This is a genomic window from Arthrobacter sp. R3-55 (assembly GCF_054161505.1).
The window spans coordinates 914,941-930,765 of record NZ_CP096423.1 but is presented as its reverse complement, the minus strand read 5'-3'; the positions used below and the strand labels follow the sequence as shown (position 1 = coordinate 930,765).

The following is a 15,825-nucleotide window of genomic DNA, read 5'->3' as shown; positions in this document are numbered from 1 at the left end:
TTGGGCAAAAGGGTTAGATCAAGCCCTGGGCCAGCATCGCATCGGCAACCTTGACAAAGCCGCCGATGTTGGCGCCCACCACGTAGTTTCCGGGCGCACCATATTCCTCTGCCGTTGCGGCGCAGCGATCATGAATGCCCACCATGATCTCGGTAAGGCGCTGTTCGGTGTGCTCGAAGGACCAGGAATCGCGGCTGGCATTCTGCTGCATTTCAAGGGCAGAGGTAGCAACGCCACCGGCATTGGCCGCCTTGCCCGGGCCGAACAGGATCCCGGCCTCCTGGAAGACGGACACAGCTGAACGGGTAGAGGGCATGTTGGCGCCCTCGGCCACCGCAATCAGGCCGTTGCTGACCAACTTGGCGGCGGCCTCGCCGTCGAGCTCGTTCTGGGTGGCGCAGGGCAAAGCCACCGTGCCGTTGACGTCCCACACGGAACCCCCGGAAACGTGGTTGGCACCGGCGCGGCGTGCGGCGTACTCGGTGAGGCGCCCGCGCTCCACTTCCTTGATCCGGCTCAGAAGCTCGACGTCGATCCCCGCCTCGTCCACGATGTAACCGGCCGAATCGGAACAGGCTACTACGGTGGCTCCGAGTGATTGCGCCTTTGCGATGGCGTGGATGGCAACGTTGCCGGAACCGGAGACCACCACGCGCTGGCCGTCGAAGGACTGGCCGCGGGTTTTGAGCATCTCCTGGGCGAAGATCACCGTGCCGTAGCCGGTGGCCTCAGGCCGGACCAGCGAGCCACCCCAGGAGATGCCCTTGCCCGTGAGGACTCCCGATTCGTAGCGGTTGGTGATTCGCTTGTACTGGCCAAAGAGGTAGCCGATTTCCCGGCCGCCCACGCCGATGTCGCCGGCGGGTACGTCAGTGTACTCGCCGATATGCCGGTACAGCTCGGTCATGAAGGACTGGCAGAAGCGCATTATTTCGGCATCGGAACGTCCGCGGGGATCGAAATCGGAGCCACCCTTGCCGCCGCCGATGGGCATTCCGGTGAGCGCATTCTTGAAGATCTGCTCAAAGCCGAGGAACTTCACGATGCCCAGGTACACCGAGGGGTGGAAGCGGAGCCCGCCCTTGTACGGACCGAGGGCGGAATTGAACTCCACCCGGAAGCCGCGGTTCACATGGACGCGGCCGGAATCGTCGGTCCACGGAACGCGGAAAATGATCTGGCGCTCAGGTTCGCACAGACGCTCCAAGACGGCGCCCTCGAGGAACTCCGGGTGGCGATCATGAACGGGGCCAAGGCTTTCGAAGACCTCAGTGACGGCCTGGTGGAATTCCTTCTCCCCCGGATTCCGTGCCAACACGGTGTCGCGGACAGCTTCGAGCCTTGAATCCATGCGTGTTCCTATCCTCAGTGCGCCGACCCGCGGCGAGACGATTAGTCCCGCCCATGGTTGCACCGAGGGACATGGGATCTCCATCCGGAGACAATGTGACCCTCACCAAGGAGTTAACACAACTGTAGAAAATCGTTGAAAACACAAGGAAACGCAGGGTAAACAAAAACTCACAATGTGATGAGGATCACGTTAAGTGGTTCCCTGCTACCGCTTACGGCCGAACTTGGGAAGGTTGGGCAGGTTCGGAAGGTTGGCCAGGAGGTCAGCAGCCTTAGTGGCAGCGCGGCCTACGGTGCGGCCAATCTGCTGGGGAACGGTGTCATCGGACGCCGGGTCAAGGGAGACTGGCGTTCCACTCGCGTGGACCTTCACGGCCTGGCCAATAGCGTCGGCACGGTTGGGAACTGACGCGACGGCGGCTTCGGCGGGAGCCACAGCGGCGGGCACGTCCGCGGCAGCGGTGGAAGGCCCCGCTGCAGAAGGCACGACGACGGCGGGAGCCGCGGTTCCGACGTCGAACGTTTCAAGCCAGCTCGCGATGCCCGCAAGCGGCTTGGGATTCAGGGCGTAAAAACGCTTCTGGCCTTGTGCGCGCATGCTGACGAGGTCAGCCTCGCGGAGCACTTTCAAGTGCTTGGAGATGGTGGGCTGGCTCGCAGCCAGTTCTTCCACCAGTTCGCCTACTGCTTTATCCCCAGAGCGGAGGGAGACCAGGATGTCGCGTCTGGTTGCCTCAGCTATGACGGCAAATACGTCGTCAGTCACCATGCCTCCAACCCTAGCGACATATACGCCGATTGGCATCCCTGTTTCTTTGCAATGCCGGCCCGTGAATCGAACGTCAGTCGAACCAAGGGTCCAGTCCGTACAGGGGGAAAATTTCCTTGCGCGTAGCAATGACCGTCCGGTCCACTTCGTCCGCGGGGTCGTAGCCAACTTCCCAGGAGCGCCACCACACGTCTACGTCGTCGCCCATGGACTCCGGCGCCCACACGCCGTACGTTTCGCGCACATACGTCCGCCAGGCTTCGGGCACGGGCGCACTGAGCGGCACCGGGCGCTGGGTCACCATCCCGATCAGGTGGCTCCAGGCGCGCGGCACAACGCCGGTGACGTCATATCCGCCGCCACCGGTAGCGATCCAGCGGTTGTCGCAGTACCGGGCGGCGAGGCTTGCGACGGCGGATGCCGCCTCACGCTGTCCGTCAACGCTGAGCGTGAGGTGCGTCAGGGGATCGTCCCTGTGCGAATCGCAGCCGTGCTGGCTGACAATCACTTCCGGTTGGAACGCACCCACAAGCTGCGGAACCACGGCATGGAACGCGCGCAGCCACCCCGCGTCACCGGTAAAAGCAGGGAGGGCAACGTTGACCACCGTTCCGGGCGCATCCGGTCCGCCGGTTTCGTTGGCAAAGCCGGTCCCGGGGAAAAGGGTGAGGCCCGTTTCGTGCAGGCTGATGGTCATCACGCGCGGATCGTTCCAGAAGATGCTCTGCGTCCCGTCGCCGTGATGGGCATCGACGTCGATGCTGACGATCCTCTGCACACCGCCGTCGAGCAGCCTTTGGATAGCCATGGCGACGTCGTTGTAGACGCAGAACCCGCTGGCCTTTTCACGAGCGGCGTGATGCATGCCGCCGCTGAAGTTCACGGCGCGGACGGCCTTTCCGGACAGGATGGTGTCAGCGGCCAGCAACGAACCGCCGGCGAGCCGGGCACTGGCCTCGTGCATACCGGCGAACGCGGGATCGTCCTCCGTGCCCAGGCCGCGGCTTTCCTCTGGCGTGGACGGGTCCTCGCTGACGCGTCGGACAGCCTCCACGTAGCCGGCGCTGTGCACCGTTTGAAGTTCGACGTCGGTTGCCACAGCCGGTGCCTCGACGGCCACGTGCTGGTGGTCGAACAGGCCCAAGGATTCGGCCAGCCGTGCCGTCAGTTCGAGCCGCTGCGGAGCCATGGGGTGGCCGGGACCAAAATTGTAGGCAGTCATGGCTGCGTCCCACACCACCGTCGTTGGCAGTGCGGAGCGGGTAATGCTGGAAGCCGTAGTCCCAAGCCTGGAGTTCATCCAGAACAGGCTACCTGAGCCTGGCAGGCCCTACCGCCCGGTTACGCCGCGGGAATAGTGGTTTACTACTCAGGAAAGCTTGTTTCAACCGAGGAAGAGCGCCATGTCTCAAAGCCAGTCGCGGTCCACGAGCCCGACCAACTGGCAACCCAACCAGCAGGAGCGGGAAGGTCTGTGGATCTTCACCCGCGTGCGCGACTTCATCGACAACATTGCCAACACCTCCCCTGCCCGTTTGGCGTTGACCGTCTTCGCCGTGGTCATCCTGGTGTTCACGGGCTTGTTGTCCCTGCCGGCGGCTTCCTCGGACGGCACTGTGACGCCCCTGCACCAGTCCATGTTCACGGCGGTCTCCGCAGTGTGCGTCACCGGGTTGACGGTGGTTTCCACAGCTACCCACTGGACCTTCTTTGGTCAGCTGGTGATCCTGATAGGCATCTTTGTTGGTGGCCTTGGCACGCTGACCCTGGCCTCGCTGTTGGCGCTCATGGTCAGCAAGCGCCTGGGCGTACGCGGCAAGCTGATCGCCCAGGAAGCCATGAACAACGCGGGCCGGCTCGGTGAAGTGGGTACCCTGCTCCGGATCGTCATCGTGACCTCGGTGGTGATTGAAGCCGCCCTGGCCATCGTGCTGATCCCCCGCTTCATGGTGCTCGGCGAGAGCTTCTGGCAATCCGTGTGGCACGGAGTCTTCTATTCGATTTCTGCGTTCAACAACGCCGGGTTCACGCCTCACTCCGATGGCATTGTTCCCTACGAAACCGATCTGTGGATCCTCATCCCGCTGATGTTGGGTGTGTTCCTGGGCAGCCTCGGCTTCCCCGTGGTGATGGTGCTGCAGCAGAACGGGCTCAACTGGAAGAAGTGGAACCTCCACACCAAGCTCACCATCCAGGTCTCTTTCATCCTGCTCGCCGCGGGCACGGTCCTCTGGGGCCTGATGGAGTGGGACAACGTGCGGACCATCGGCACCATGGACCTCGGCGACAAGATCACCCATTCTCTGTTCGCATCCGTCATGACCCGGTCCGGCGGCTTCAACCTGGTGGACCAGAACCACATGGAATCCACCACCATGCTGCTCACCGATGCCCTCATGTTTGCCGGCGGTGGCTCCGCGTCCACGGCCGGCGGCATCAAGGTGACCACCATCGCCGTCATGTTCCTGGCCATCATGGCCGAAGCCCGCGGCGACGCCGACGTTAAGGTCTACGGCCGCACCATCCCCCAGGGCACCATGCGCGTGGCCATCTCCGTGATCGTAGCCGGGGCAACCCTGGTATCGGTGGCCGCTTTCCTGCTGCTCTCCATCAGCGGAGCGTCGTTGGACCGGGTGCTCTTCGAATCCATTTCCGCCTTCGCCACCGTGGGACTGAGCACCAACCTCAGTGCCGAGCTGCCGCCGTCGGGCGTTTATGTCCTGACAGCCTTGATGTTTGCAGGCCGCGTGGGCACCGTAACCCTTGCTGCGGGACTGGCACTGCGCCAGCGCAGCCAGCTGTACCACTACCCGGAAGAGAGGCCAATCATTGGCTAGTACCACGGGGGCCGCCAACCGCCCCGCACACAACGCACCAGTGCTGGTCATTGGCCTCGGCCGGTTCGGATCCGCCACCGCTGAGCAGCTGGTCAAGCAAGGCCGTGAGGTCCTGGCCATCGAACGGGACCGCACCTTGGTCCAAAAGTGGGCGCCCGTCCTCACCCACGTGGTGGAGGCCGACGCCACCAACATCGATGCCCTGCGCCAGCTCGGAGCCCAGGAATTCAGCTCGGCCGTGGTCGGCGTGGGCACGTCCATCGAGTCCTCGGTGCTCATCACCGTGAACCTGGTGGACCTCGGTATCCAGCACCTGTGGGTCAAGGCGATCACGCCCTCGCACGGCAAGATCCTCACCCGTATTGGTGCCAACCACGTGATTTATCCGGAAGCCGACGCAGGCGTCCGCGCCGCCCACCTGGTGTCCGGGCGCATGCTGGACTTCATCGAGTTCGACGACGACTACGCGATCGTCAAGATGTACCCGCCCAAGGAAACAGTGGGCTTCACCCTGGAGGAATCCAAAGTCCGCTCCAAGTACGGCGTGACGATTGTCGGCGTGAAAACGCCCGGTGAGGACTTCACGTACGCCCGGCCGGAAACCAAAGTGTCCGGCCACGACATGTTGATCGTGTCCGGACACGTGGACCTGCTGGAGCGCTTCGCGGCGCGCCCCTAACCGGAATGGAGTTTTTGTACAGCTAACGCCCTTTAGACGCGCTCTTAGGGGCGTTAGCTGTACAAAAACTCCGAGGTTAGCCGAGCTGCTTGGTGATTTCTGCTGCCCGGGCGGCAGCGGCGCGGGCGCCGTCGGCAATGATCCTGGGGATCCCGCCGTCGTCGAAAGCCATGATGGCCCGCTCGGTGGTTCCCTTGGGGCTGGTGACGGCGACGCGAAGCGCGGTGGGATCTGCTCCCGGTTCGGCCAACATGAAGCCGGCACCGGCCACGGTTTCGCGGGCGAGCATGACGGACAACTCCTGGTCCAGGCCAAGCTCGACGCCTGCCGCAGCCATGGCTTCGGCGAGGTAGAACGCGTAGGCGGGACCGGAACCGCTGATGGCGGACAGCGCGTCAACCTGTTCTTCCGGAATCTGGACCACAGTACCGGCGCCGGCAAACGCCTTCTTGGCCGTTTCGAGCTGCTCAGGCGTGCAATGCGTTCCCGGGGAGACTGAGATGACGCCCCGCCCCAGCCGTGAGGGGGTGTTGGGCATGGTGCGGATCACCGGCTGCCCGTCCGGCAGTGCGGCCTCGAGCTGGGCGATGGAGACTGCCGCAGCCACGCTGACAACAATGGTGTCCTTAGCCAACGCCGGGCTGATCTCCCGGGCCAGGTCCAAAATGCCTACCGGCTTGACGCCCAGGATGACCATGCTGGAGCCCGTGGTGGCCAGTTTGTTGTTATCCGGCTCCTCCTCGCCTGCGATGGCCATGACCCCGTGGCGCTGGGCGAGTTCATCGGCTCGTTCTGCACGGCGGACGGTTGCGACGATGTCAGACGGGTCGGTCCCGGCGGCAAGCAGGCCGCCCAGGATTGCCTCGTTCATGGATCCACAGCCAAGGAATGCGATTCGGTTGCTCATGGCTCCATCATTGCAGTTGGCCTCGGACGGGGTCTAACGAATTCCAGATTCCCAGCTTGCTCCCAAGGTTATTGCAGGCAGCACTCATTGTTGGTCCGTAACTTAGTAGTTACCTCATTGAGGGTGCGAGTGATGAGGCGGGCATGGGGATGTCCGCCACAAGCACCGGTGGCCGGGCGGGTTTTCCCCCATTTCCCGATTCGGCCGCCGGTGCTTTCGCTTTTAAGCGACCAACCCCGCAGTTGTTCGCCTGACACACCGTTGAAGGGCGCGTCAGGCGAACAAGCGCCAGGACAGGGCTCGACGCCGTTACTTCTCTACGCTGCGCAGCGACGGTGCGCTGAGGTGCTGCCGCGCGAAGCGCAGGGTTTCTGCCAACATTTCCTCGCGCTCCCCGGCAACCTTGGCCTTCCGGGTGGAAATTTCTGCCACCACTACGCCGTCAAACCCAGTGGACGCCAAGTGCTGCAGGGCGTCCGCGCACTGCTGCGTTCCGGTGCCGGGCACCAGGTGCTCGTCCTTTCCGGAGCCTGAGCCGTCCGTGAGGTGGACGTGCCGAAGCTTGCTGCCCAGCGCCTTGATGGCTTCCAAACTGTTGGCCCCGGCAGTGGCAGCGTGCGAGAAGTCCCACGTGACGTCGTCGTAATCCTGTCCCAGGGGATCCCAGTGCGGCAGGTACGCCACCGCTTCCCGGCCACGGACACGCCAGGGGTACATGTTTTCCACGGCAATATGCACCTGGTACATGGCCGCGATCTCGCGGACGCCTTCCACGAAGTTCTCGGCGTAGTTGGACTGCCAGCGGAACGGCGGGTGGACCACCACGGTGTCGCACCCCACGTCAGCGGCCATCTGGCACGACTTCTCGATCTTGTTCCACGCGGTGCCCCACACCTGTTGCGTCAGCAGCAAAGTGGGCGCGTGAATGGAGACAATCTCCTGGTGGTACCGATGGCTCAGTTGGATCAGGGCGTCCGGATTCTGGCTCACCGCGTTGTTGGTGACCATCACCTCCACGCCCTCGTATCCCAGGTCCTGCGCCACAGCGAAGGCGTCGTGGACGCTCAGCGGGTACACGGACGCGCTGGACAGCGCCACGGGAATTTGGCGGTCATTCACTTCAGGTTCGACGTCGTTGCTCATCTCAGGAGGCCAGCCCGCCTGCCACAGGGGCTGGGATGGGGGTGGGGGACGGTGTGTTGACAGGGACCGGGAATTCTTTGAACCCGGGGTGGGGTTCGTCTTCATCCTCGGAAACCTTGGCGGCTTCCTTGGCTGCCTTTTTCTTGGACTTGTCCTTCTTGCGCTTGCCCACATGGGGCGCGGGATCCAGGGCATCTTCGAACACCAGCTGGTCAAGCCGGCGCAGGATCAGGCCCTCCCGCAGTGCCCACGGGCAGATTTCCATGGTGGGGAATTCGAAGAGTTCCAGCGCAGCCTCGGCCACCAGGGCGCCTGCCAACAGTTGCCGGGCCCGTGCATCCGAGACGCCCGGCAGGTACAGGCGGTCCTCCACCGTCATGGCCGAAATCCGCTGGGCCCACAGGCCAAGGTCCGCAGCGTGGAGCTCGCGTTTCACATAGGGTCCAGCAGCACTCGGGGCTGCGCCAGCGATGCGAGCCAGCGACCGGAAGGTCTTGGAGGTACCGGCCACCAGGTTCGCACGGCCCAGCTCGTGGAAGTTCCGGACCACCGGCTTCAGCGTGGAACGGATGTAGCGCCGCAGTTCCTTGACGCTCTTGGCTGTCGGAGGATCATCGTGGAGCCAATCCCGTGTCAGCCGGCTGGCACCCAGGGGAACCGAGGTGGCGAACTCGGGAAGTTCATCGGTTCCATACGCCATTTCAAAGGAACCGCCACCAATGTCCAGGTCGAGGATGGGACCTGCGCCCCACCCATACCAACGGCGGACGGCGAAGAACGTCATGGATGCTTCTTCGCTGCCCGTCAGTTCCTGAAGGGTGACCGTGGTTTCGTGCTTTACCCGTGCCAGGACTTCCGGACCGTTGGTGGCCTCCCGGATGGCCGAGGTACAAAACGCCAGGAGGTCCTCCGCTTTGTGGCTGGCGGCAAACTCCCAGGCTTCCAGCACGAACTCGATGAGCTCGTGCTGGCCGGCGTCGTTGATGTTGCCATCACCGTCAAGGTACTGCACCAGGGACAGGGGACGCTTGTGGGATGCGAAAGCCACCGGACGCGCGCCCGGGTGAGCATCCACAAGAAGCAGATGGACGGTGTTGGAACCGATGTCTAGAACGCCAAGACGCATTCTGCCATTATTCACCGATTCCAAGGCCGTGAAGCAACTTGGCGGCGACGTTTCGCCGTCGGATTGGTGTCCGGCGGTTTGGGCACCCGCTATTCCGCGGGCTCCCCTGCTTCATCTGCACGCTTGAAGTCGCGGCGGATGTTGGCGATGCCTTCGGGGTCGATTTCGAAGCCGAACTCGCTGCCCGGGTTGATGACCATGCCCAGTTCATCACCGATGTTTCCCAGGATCGCCGAGCCCATGGTGCCCAGGACGTGAGGGGCTGCTTCGAGGAACCGCTCATCAACGCGGCTGGGGTGGCTGAATACCGCCAGGACGGGCTGGCCGTCAGCGTTGGAGAGCACCAGCGGCTCCACCGAAGAATCCGGGCCGTCCACGGCTTCGGAACTGACCAGGTAGACCTCGTTGTTCAAGAAAGCGAGGATGACATCCACCGGGTTGGCATCCGGCTGCTCGGCCGAGGCGAGCTTCGCCTCGAGGTCGTTCAAGGGTTCGTTGTCCGGTGAAACGGTCTGTTCAGTCATGGTTCTACTCGACCACGATGCCGGCCGGGACGCAATTCGCGCTTGCTGTCCCGGCCTCCATGGTGGCTATTTCCTGGCCGGCGCCTACTTCTTGGCTGCGGCCTTCTTCTTGGCCGTCGCCTACTTCTTGGCTGCGGCCTTCTTCTTGGCCGGCGCCTTGCGGGTGGTGGTCCGCTTGACCGGGCCCTTCGCCCGCTTTTCCGCCAAAAGTTCGACGGCGCGTTCCCGGGTCAGCTCCTCGAGGGACGTTGTGCGCGGGACCGTGATGTTGGTGATGCCGTCGGTGATGTACGGGCCGAAGCGGCCTTCCTTCACCACAATGTTCTTTTCCGAAACAGGGTCCGGGCCGAACTCGGCAAGCGGGGGCACAGCTGCACGGGCACCCCGCTGCTTGGGCTGCGAATAGATCTCCAGTGCCTGCTCCAAGGTGATCGTGAAGATCTCCTCTTCAGATCCGATGGACCGGGAGTCTGTCCCCTTCTTCAGGTAAGGACCGAAGCGGCCGTTCTGCACGGTGATGGGGTTGCCCTCCGCGTCCTCGCCGAGGACCCGGGGCAGGCTCATGAGCGCGAGGGCCTCGTCCAAGGTGACCGTGTCCACGGTCATGGACTTGAACAGTGAACCGGTACGCGGCTTGGCCTTGACGGGCTTCTTGGGCGGCTTCGGCTTGCCGTTCTTGTAATACTCAACCGGCTGGTTGGCCAACTGTTCCTCGGTCATTTCGGGGATGATCTCGGTGACGTAAGCACCATAGCGGCCATTTTTGGCAACGATGGTGTGGCCGGTATGCGGGTCGGTTCCCAGAACCCGTTCCTCCGGCGCTGCTGTCTCCATGAGCTCTTTGGCTTTGGCGGCCGTCAGTTCATCCGGAGCCAGTTCCTCAGGGACGTTGGCCCGGGCGGACTCGACTACCTCTCCGGTCTTCTCATCCACGGTAGGGATGGAACTTTCCAGGTACGGCCCGAACTTGCCAACGCGGAGGGTGATGCCTTCGGCGATGGGCACGGAGTTGATCTCGCGTGCATCAATTTCGCCCAGGTTGTTGACGATGCTCAACAGGCCCGGATCGGCGTCTTCACCGTAGTAGAAGTGCTTGAGCCACGCTGCGCCCGCAGCCTGGCCGTTGGCGATCTTATCGAGGTCGCCTTCCATGTCCGCGGTGAATTCGTAGTCCACATAGTCCGTGAAGTGCTGTTCGAGCAAACGGATCACGGAGAATGCGATCCAGCTCGGAACAAGGGCGGACCCTTGCTTTCGGACGTAGCCGCGGTCCTGGATGGTGGAGATGGTGGAGGCGTAGGTGGATGGGCGGCCGATGCCGCGCTTTTCCAGTTCCGCTGTCAGCGACGCTTCGGTGTACCGCGGCGGCGGTGAGGTTTCGTGGCCGACGGCCAGGATGTCCGAGGCCTTCAGGGAATCGCCCTTGGCCACGTTCGGCAGACGCCGGGCTTCATCGGAGTCTTCGTCCCCGCGGCTCTCGTCCTTGCCTTCTTCATAGGCGGCCAGGAAGCCCGGGAAGGTGATGACGGTACCGGAAGCCGAGAATTCGGCGTCGCGTCCGTCAGCAGCCACCGCACCGAGGCGGATGGTGGCGGTGGAGCCCTTGGCATCGGCCATCTGCGAGGCAACCGTGCGCTTCCAGATGAGCTCGTACAGCCGGAACTCATCGCCGCTTAGCTGCTTGGCCACTTGTGCCGGGGTGCGGAAGGAGTCTCCTGCGGGACGGATGGCCTCGTGCGCTTCTTGGGCGTTGGCAGCTTTGTTGGCGTACACACGCGGGCTCTGGGGTACGTACTCGGGACCATAAAGCTCAGCGGCCTGACGGCGGGAGGCCGTGAGGGCCTCATCGCTCAATGCCGAGGAGTCGGTACGCATATAGGTGATGTAGCCGTTTTCATACAGGCGCTGGGCTACCTGCATGGTGCTCTTGGAGGAGAAGCGCAGCTTGCGGCCGGCTTCCTGTTGCAGCGTCGAGGTGGTGAACGGCGCGGCCGGACGGCGGGTGTACGGCTTGGTATCAACGGAGCGAACTTGGAAGTTTGCGTTCTCCAGGCCTGCCGCCAAGGACGTGGCGAGTTCCTCATTGAGGTGCACCACGGTGGAGGAGGTGAGCTGGCCGTTGTCATTGAAGTCGCGGCCACTGGCAACCTTGGAACCGTCCACGGCAGCAAGCTTGGCTTTGAAGGAACCCGAGTCGGCACCGAACTGGCCCGTGAGGTCCCAATAAGACGCAGCACGGAAGGCCATACGTTCGCGTTCGCGGTCCACCACCATGCGGGTCACCACGGACTGCACGCGGCCGGCCGAGAGCCCGCGGGCAACCTTGCGCCACAGGACAGGAGAGATCTCATAACCGTACAGGCGGTCAAGGATACGGCGGGTTTCCTGGGCGTCCACCAGCGCGGTATCTACATCGCGCAGATTGTCCATGGCACGGTGGATGGCTTCTTTGGTGATTTCACCGAAGGTCATGCGGTATACGGGAACCTTGGGTTTCAGGACCTCCAGGAGGTGCCACGCGATGGCTTCGCCTTCGCGGTCCCCATCGGTTGCGAGATAGAGCGCATCAGCGTCTTTGAGCTGGGCCTTGAGCTCGGCAACCTTTTTCTTTTTGTCCGGGGAGACAACGTAGTACGGCTTGAAGTCGTTTTCGACGTCGACGGCGAACTTGCCCAGCGAGGTCTTCTTCAGTTCTGCAGGGAGGTCGGACGGCTGCGGGAGGTCCCGGATGTGGCCGATGGAAGCCTCGACGATGAAGCCTTCGCCAAGGTACTTGGCGATGGTCTTACTCTTGGCGGGAGACTCCACGATCACGAGTTTCTTGCCGGTTTTTGCCTTGCTGGGCACGGTGCTCCTACAGAAAAAATGAGTAATTGGGCTGGTGCCCATATTGGCCTAGTTCACCATAGATTGCAGAATCCTGCGTTTTGGTAGGGAAACCAGGGCGGTCATTCGGTGACCCGGCCGTGAGGGTTACTGCCCGGGTGCCACGCGGTCATCCGGGATCATTGACCACAAGGTTGCCACACGTTCGGCGCCCTCGGGAATCTGCGTGGGATCTTCGAGCTCGTACTCCCGGACGACCTCGCGGATCCTGTCCGCGAGTTCCTTGCGTTGCGGATTGGTCAGGTAGAGCAGGTTGCTGGAGAGGACCACCGAGACAGGTTCTTCCTTCCCTTCGCCCCGCTGGCGGCGTTCTCCCCGGGCTTTGGCAAAAGCCGAGGCACGGCGGCGGAACGCATCAAGTTCCAGATCAACCACAGCGATCTCGGGGCTGGCAACGCTGCCTCCCGAGATGGTGAAGTCGGTTCCGGCCGCTTTCCAACGCCGTTCGCGTGCGTCCCCGGCATTTTCGGCCGGTGCCACGATTCCCCATTTCTGGAGGGCGCGGAGGTGGTAACTCATGGCGCTTGGGGTGAGGCCGGTCCGCGCTGCGAGTTCGGTGGCCGTATGGCTCACCTGGGTGGCGTACAGCTCGGAGATAACCTCGATGCGGGCAGCGTGAGCCAAGGCCCGGATAGCCTTGGGATCGGTGATCTCAACCGTCTTCTCGGCCCGCTTCCGCCGCGGAACGCCGCCTGACGTTTGGGATGTCTCGTTGTTCGCAATCACTTGATCAGTGTAGTCAGGGTCACTTGCGGGACCGCCGGTGTTCATTGCCGACGGCGTCGCGTCGCTGCTCATGCGCCGCTCTGCACGGGGTCCGGAAGCAGGAAGCCCTCCAGGACAAGGTTGGTGACATCGCGGTACAAACCCTCCCTGAAGGCATCCTCATCAAAGTCCTCGCCGCCTCCCAGCAGCGATACCAGGGCCGCGACGATCTGCCGGACAGACAGCTGCCCATCGCAAGCAGAAGCGAACCCTGCAAGCTCCGTACTGAGCAGGTTGGTCCTCCGGAGTCCTGCACCCTGCCTGAGGAGAATGACGCCCGGGTGGGCAGCTCCAGGGCGCTGGTGCCGTTCTTCGGTGACGTCCTCAGCGACCACCAGATGCGCCTCGGGAACGGAGTTGGCAGCCACCCAATCTGCCCGCTCCACGGCGGCACCCAGATGCGGTCCGATCGGTTGCTCAATGGGATAGGTGATCTCTTCGAAACGGCTGAAGACGGGCTGGTGCCCGGACAGGGGCCGCCGCAACATGATCATGCCGAAGCCCACCCCCTCCACGTTCCTTGAGGCGAAGTCATCAAGGTAGGCGGCATAGGAATTCTTGTATTGCTCACGGTCACGGTTCTGTGAAGCATCCTGCAGCCAGGTCTCGGCATACTGTTCCGGATCCACCTGCTCGCGCTGAATGAACCAGACATCAAGACCGGAATCCTTGAGCCAGTCTTTGGGACGGTCCTTCCAGTCCGTTCCCGCGGTAACCTCCCAGTTTCCCAGCATCTGCGCAGTGCCACCGGGTTCCAGTACCCCGGCGATTGACTGCACCAGCGCCGCCACGATCCCGTCGCCGGGAAGCCCGCCGTCACGGTACGTGAACTGGTCAGATGAGGATTCCCCGCCTCTGCGGGGTGTGATCACGAAAGGAGGGTTGGAAACCACGAGGCCAAATTGTTCGCCGGCTACCGGGTCCAGGAGTGATCCCAGCCGCAGGCTTACCCGGCTTTCCAGATCCTCCGGATCCAGTTCAAGTTCCGCTGCGTTCAGCAGCAGGTTGAACCGGGTAAATGCCAGTGCACGAGCGGAGATGTCCGTAGCCGTGACATGCTCGCAGTGGTGCAGGAGGTGGAATGTTTGAATCCCGCATCCGGTCCCCAGGTCCAGTGCGCGTTTGGTGTGCTGCCTGAAGGTTGTTTGGACCAGCGTTGTGGAGGCGCGGCCAATGCCCAGGACGTGGTCATGGCGCAGGACTCCCGGCTGCTGGTGGGCTGCGAGGTCGCTGGCGACCCACAGTTCGGCACCACCGGTGCCGTCAGCGTTGGCATCCCATCCATAGGGGCGCAAATCCACCGCGACCCGGACCACCCCGGCATCCACTAAGGCGAGGCCGAGATCCACGAGACCTTGTGTGCCGATTCCGGGCAGGGCGGAGTCAACGTCAGCCACGGACTGCGGAACGGCCAGCAGCCACAGACGCACCACTACTGCCAGGGCCCGGACAGCAGGATCGTGCGAGTCCGTCAGCCGTTCGGTGGCCAGGAGAGCGGGAACCACCTGGTCCCTGCCGAGCGCTGCTGAGACCTGCTCCCCCAGCACGGTCGCCACGCCGTCCACCGTGTAGGAGATGGCACGGAGGTCCCCGGCAAGTAGCTGGAGCAGCGCTGGCTGGTCGCTTCGGGGGGCATCGTCAGTGTTGCCGGCGGTAAACAAGAATGCTGTGTCAGTCACCCTGCAAGTGTAGGTGCGGCAGGCCGGTCCAGACCGCCTCGTTCCGGGCTATGTGGACATCCGGGCTATGTGGACAAAGGACACCCCGGGAACCCGGTAGCGTGGAATCATGCTCAACTTCTCCTCCACAAGGCGCCGGGCGGGCCTTGTTACCTTGGCTGCTGCCGTCCTGCTGGGGGCCAGTGCCTGCCAGGCACCGGTCAACATCGCAGATGCAGACGTTCCCGCTTGGAAGGAAAAGGTCCTCCCGGCAGCTAACGGCGCAGTCCTGGAGGACTCAGGCAAGATCCTCAACCGGGATGCGCTGGTCAAGGAATCATCCGGCGTCTCCGCAGGAACCTACACGCTGACCATGGCATGCGATGGCGGCGGCAAGGCCTACTTTGCAGTCTCCTCCAACGGAAGCAAGATCGCCGATGCGGCTGCCGCCTGCAACGGAAGCCTTGATGTGGTGAAGATCAAAGTACCTGCCGCCGGTCCCCTTAGCATCTCAACCAGCAGCGTCGATGCTCCGCTGATCTACGGTTACCACCTGGTTCCGGCCGCAGGCTGAAAACTCCCCGCATCCTTCCACGCCCAGGCCTTTGGAGAGCGGCCGGCCGGGCGTAAAGTCAGTGCATGGGCAGCAAGGCAGCTTGCTCGGTGTTGCCACGGCGGCTGGCGAGGTCCGCCGTCGTGCTTTTGGTTGTCCTTTGCGGCGGTGTAGCGGGATGCGAATATACCTATGAAGACGGTGGCAGGCCTGAGGCAACCGCCACCTCCACAGCCGGAAATGTTGCCCTTCCGCCTGATCCGGCGTTGGAAGAGACCGTCAGCGGCGAGGCTTTGGAAGAGTGGGCCAAGGCTGCACTGCCCGAATCCCAGGGACAGTCGTTCTACTCCAGCAGCGGGTACCTGAACCCGGGTGAATCCAAGTCCGAGCAAACAGTGCAATTGCCGGCAGGAACCTACGCGGTGACGCTGGCATGCCGAGGTACGCGTCGGGTCTCTTTCGACGTCACGCTGAACGAGGTAGCCCTGGTGGACCTGACCTTGGGGTGCGCCAACGCGCGGGTGAGCGTTGTGCAACTGGAAAAGGACGCGGTCCTCTCCATCAGGGTCGGCTCCAGGTCCGATGCCAACTTCGCCTACAGGGTCAGCAGGCTTTGAATCCGCCG

Annotated in this window: 14 protein-coding genes; 4 read left to right on the top strand and 10 right to left on the bottom strand. The window is 63.1% G+C overall.

Features of this window, described 5'->3' with window-relative positions; genetic code table 11:
* Nucleotides 1-13 precede the first annotated feature (13 nt).
* The 3 genes from gdhA to M1D51_RS04460 form a co-directional block, all read right to left on the bottom strand.
* Nucleotides 14-1,351, bottom strand: a complete 1,338-nt coding sequence (gene gdhA, locus M1D51_RS04470) for an NADP-specific glutamate dehydrogenase (RefSeq protein ID WP_172324834.1) — start codon at nucleotides 1,349-1,351, stop codon at nucleotides 14-16.
* A 207-nt stretch (nucleotides 1,352-1,558) separates the two neighbouring features.
* The gene (locus tag M1D51_RS04465; protein WP_458108684.1) at nucleotides 1,559-2,122 is read right to left on the bottom strand and encodes an ArsR/SmtB family transcription factor; all 564 of its coding nucleotides are present in this window, start codon (nucleotides 2,120-2,122) and stop codon (nucleotides 1,559-1,561) included.
* A gap of 73 nt (nucleotides 2,123-2,195) precedes the next feature.
* Complete coding sequence (locus M1D51_RS04460) at nucleotides 2,196-3,422, bottom strand: acetoin utilization protein AcuC (RefSeq protein ID WP_458108683.1); 1,227 nt, start codon at nucleotides 3,420-3,422, stop codon at nucleotides 2,196-2,198.
* A 103-nt stretch (nucleotides 3,423-3,525) separates the two neighbouring features.
* On the opposite strand from M1D51_RS04460, the gene M1D51_RS04455 reads away from it, so the two are divergent.
* Nucleotides 3,526-4,959 carry a TrkH family potassium uptake protein gene (locus tag M1D51_RS04455; protein WP_172324842.1) on the top strand — a complete coding sequence of 478 codons (1,434 nt, stop codon included), beginning with the start codon at nucleotides 3,526-3,528 and terminating at the stop codon, nucleotides 4,957-4,959.
* A gap of 40 nt (nucleotides 4,960-4,999) precedes the next feature.
* Nucleotides 5,000-5,638: a potassium channel family protein gene (locus M1D51_RS04450; RefSeq protein WP_011775951.1), complete on the top strand. Its 639-nt coding sequence runs from the start codon at nucleotides 5,000-5,002 to the stop codon at nucleotides 5,636-5,638.
* A 76-nt stretch (nucleotides 5,639-5,714) separates the two neighbouring features.
* Here M1D51_RS04450 and proC read toward each other — a convergent pair whose 3' ends face one another.
* The 7 genes from proC to M1D51_RS04415 form a co-directional block, all read right to left on the bottom strand.
* Entirely contained in the window at nucleotides 5,715-6,545 is an 831-nt protein-coding gene (proC, locus tag M1D51_RS04445) for a pyrroline-5-carboxylate reductase (protein ID WP_458108682.1), read from the bottom strand.
* A gap of 309 nt (nucleotides 6,546-6,854) precedes the next feature.
* Nucleotides 6,855-7,688: a sugar phosphate isomerase/epimerase family protein gene (locus M1D51_RS04440; protein WP_172324846.1), complete on the bottom strand. Its 834-nt coding sequence runs from the start codon at nucleotides 7,686-7,688 to the stop codon at nucleotides 6,855-6,857.
* A 1-nt stretch (nucleotide 7,689) separates the two neighbouring features.
* A complete protein-coding gene (locus M1D51_RS04435) occupies nucleotides 7,690-8,814 on the bottom strand; it encodes a Ppx/GppA phosphatase family protein (RefSeq protein WP_172324848.1) in 1,125 nt (374 codons plus the stop codon).
* Between the two features lie 89 nt (nucleotides 8,815-8,903).
* Entirely contained in the window at nucleotides 8,904-9,338 is a 435-nt protein-coding gene (locus M1D51_RS04430) for an SseB family protein (protein ID WP_141281152.1), read from the bottom strand.
* Between the two features lie 120 nt (nucleotides 9,339-9,458).
* Nucleotides 9,459-12,185 carry a type I DNA topoisomerase gene (gene topA, locus M1D51_RS04425; protein ID WP_172325591.1) on the bottom strand — a complete coding sequence of 909 codons (2,727 nt, stop codon included), beginning with the start codon at nucleotides 12,183-12,185 and terminating at the stop codon, nucleotides 9,459-9,461.
* Nucleotides 12,186-12,311: 126 nt separating this feature from the next.
* A complete protein-coding gene (locus tag M1D51_RS04420; RefSeq protein ID WP_458108681.1) occupies nucleotides 12,312-13,022 on the bottom strand; it encodes an ArsR/SmtB family transcription factor in 711 nt (236 codons plus the stop codon).
* A complete protein-coding gene (locus M1D51_RS04415; protein WP_458108680.1) occupies nucleotides 13,019-14,668 on the bottom strand; it encodes a DUF7059 domain-containing protein in 1,650 nt (549 codons plus the stop codon). The genes M1D51_RS04420 and M1D51_RS04415 overlap by 4 nt, the downstream gene beginning before the upstream one ends.
* A gap of 109 nt (nucleotides 14,669-14,777) precedes the next feature.
* Between M1D51_RS04415 and M1D51_RS04410 the strand changes: the two genes are divergently transcribed.
* Nucleotides 14,778-15,221 carry a hypothetical protein gene (locus tag M1D51_RS04410; protein ID WP_458108679.1) on the top strand — a complete coding sequence of 148 codons (444 nt, stop codon included), beginning with the start codon at nucleotides 14,778-14,780 and terminating at the stop codon, nucleotides 15,219-15,221.
* A gap of 65 nt (nucleotides 15,222-15,286) precedes the next feature.
* A complete protein-coding gene (locus M1D51_RS04405; RefSeq protein WP_458108678.1) occupies nucleotides 15,287-15,817 on the top strand; it encodes a hypothetical protein in 531 nt (176 codons plus the stop codon).
* Nucleotides 15,818-15,825 lie beyond the last annotated feature (8 nt).

Excerpts from the sequence above, each read along its gene's own strand:
- gdhA (WP_172324834.1), bottom strand. The coding sequence starts at position 1,351 with ATGGATTCAAGGCTCGAAGCTGTCCGCGACACCGTGTTGGCACGGAAT.
- M1D51_RS04465 (WP_458108684.1), bottom strand. The coding sequence starts at position 2,122 with ATGGTGACTGACGACGTATTTGCCGTCATAGCTGAGGCAACCAGACGC.
- M1D51_RS04460 (WP_458108683.1), bottom strand. The coding sequence starts at position 3,422 with ATGAACTCCAGGCTTGGGACTACGGCTTCCAGCATTACCCGCTCCGCA.
- M1D51_RS04455 (WP_172324842.1), top strand. The coding sequence starts at position 3,526 with ATGTCTCAAAGCCAGTCGCGGTCCACGAGCCCGACCAACTGGCAACCC.
- proC (WP_458108682.1), bottom strand. The coding sequence starts at position 6,545 with ATGAGCAACCGAATCGCATTCCTTGGCTGTGGATCCATGAACGAGGCA.
- M1D51_RS04440 (WP_172324846.1), bottom strand. The coding sequence starts at position 7,688 with ATGAGCAACGACGTCGAACCTGAAGTGAATGACCGCCAAATTCCCGTG.
- M1D51_RS04435 (WP_172324848.1), bottom strand. The coding sequence starts at position 8,814 with ATGCGTCTTGGCGTTCTAGACATCGGTTCCAACACCGTCCATCTGCTT.
- M1D51_RS04430 (WP_141281152.1), bottom strand. The coding sequence starts at position 9,338 with ATGACTGAACAGACCGTTTCACCGGACAACGAACCCTTGAACGACCTC.
- M1D51_RS04420 (WP_458108681.1), bottom strand. The coding sequence starts at position 13,022 with ATGAGCAGCGACGCGACGCCGTCGGCAATGAACACCGGCGGTCCCGCA.
- M1D51_RS04410 (WP_458108679.1), top strand. The coding sequence starts at position 14,778 with ATGCTCAACTTCTCCTCCACAAGGCGCCGGGCGGGCCTTGTTACCTTG.
- M1D51_RS04405 (WP_458108678.1), top strand. The coding sequence starts at position 15,287 with ATGGGCAGCAAGGCAGCTTGCTCGGTGTTGCCACGGCGGCTGGCGAGG.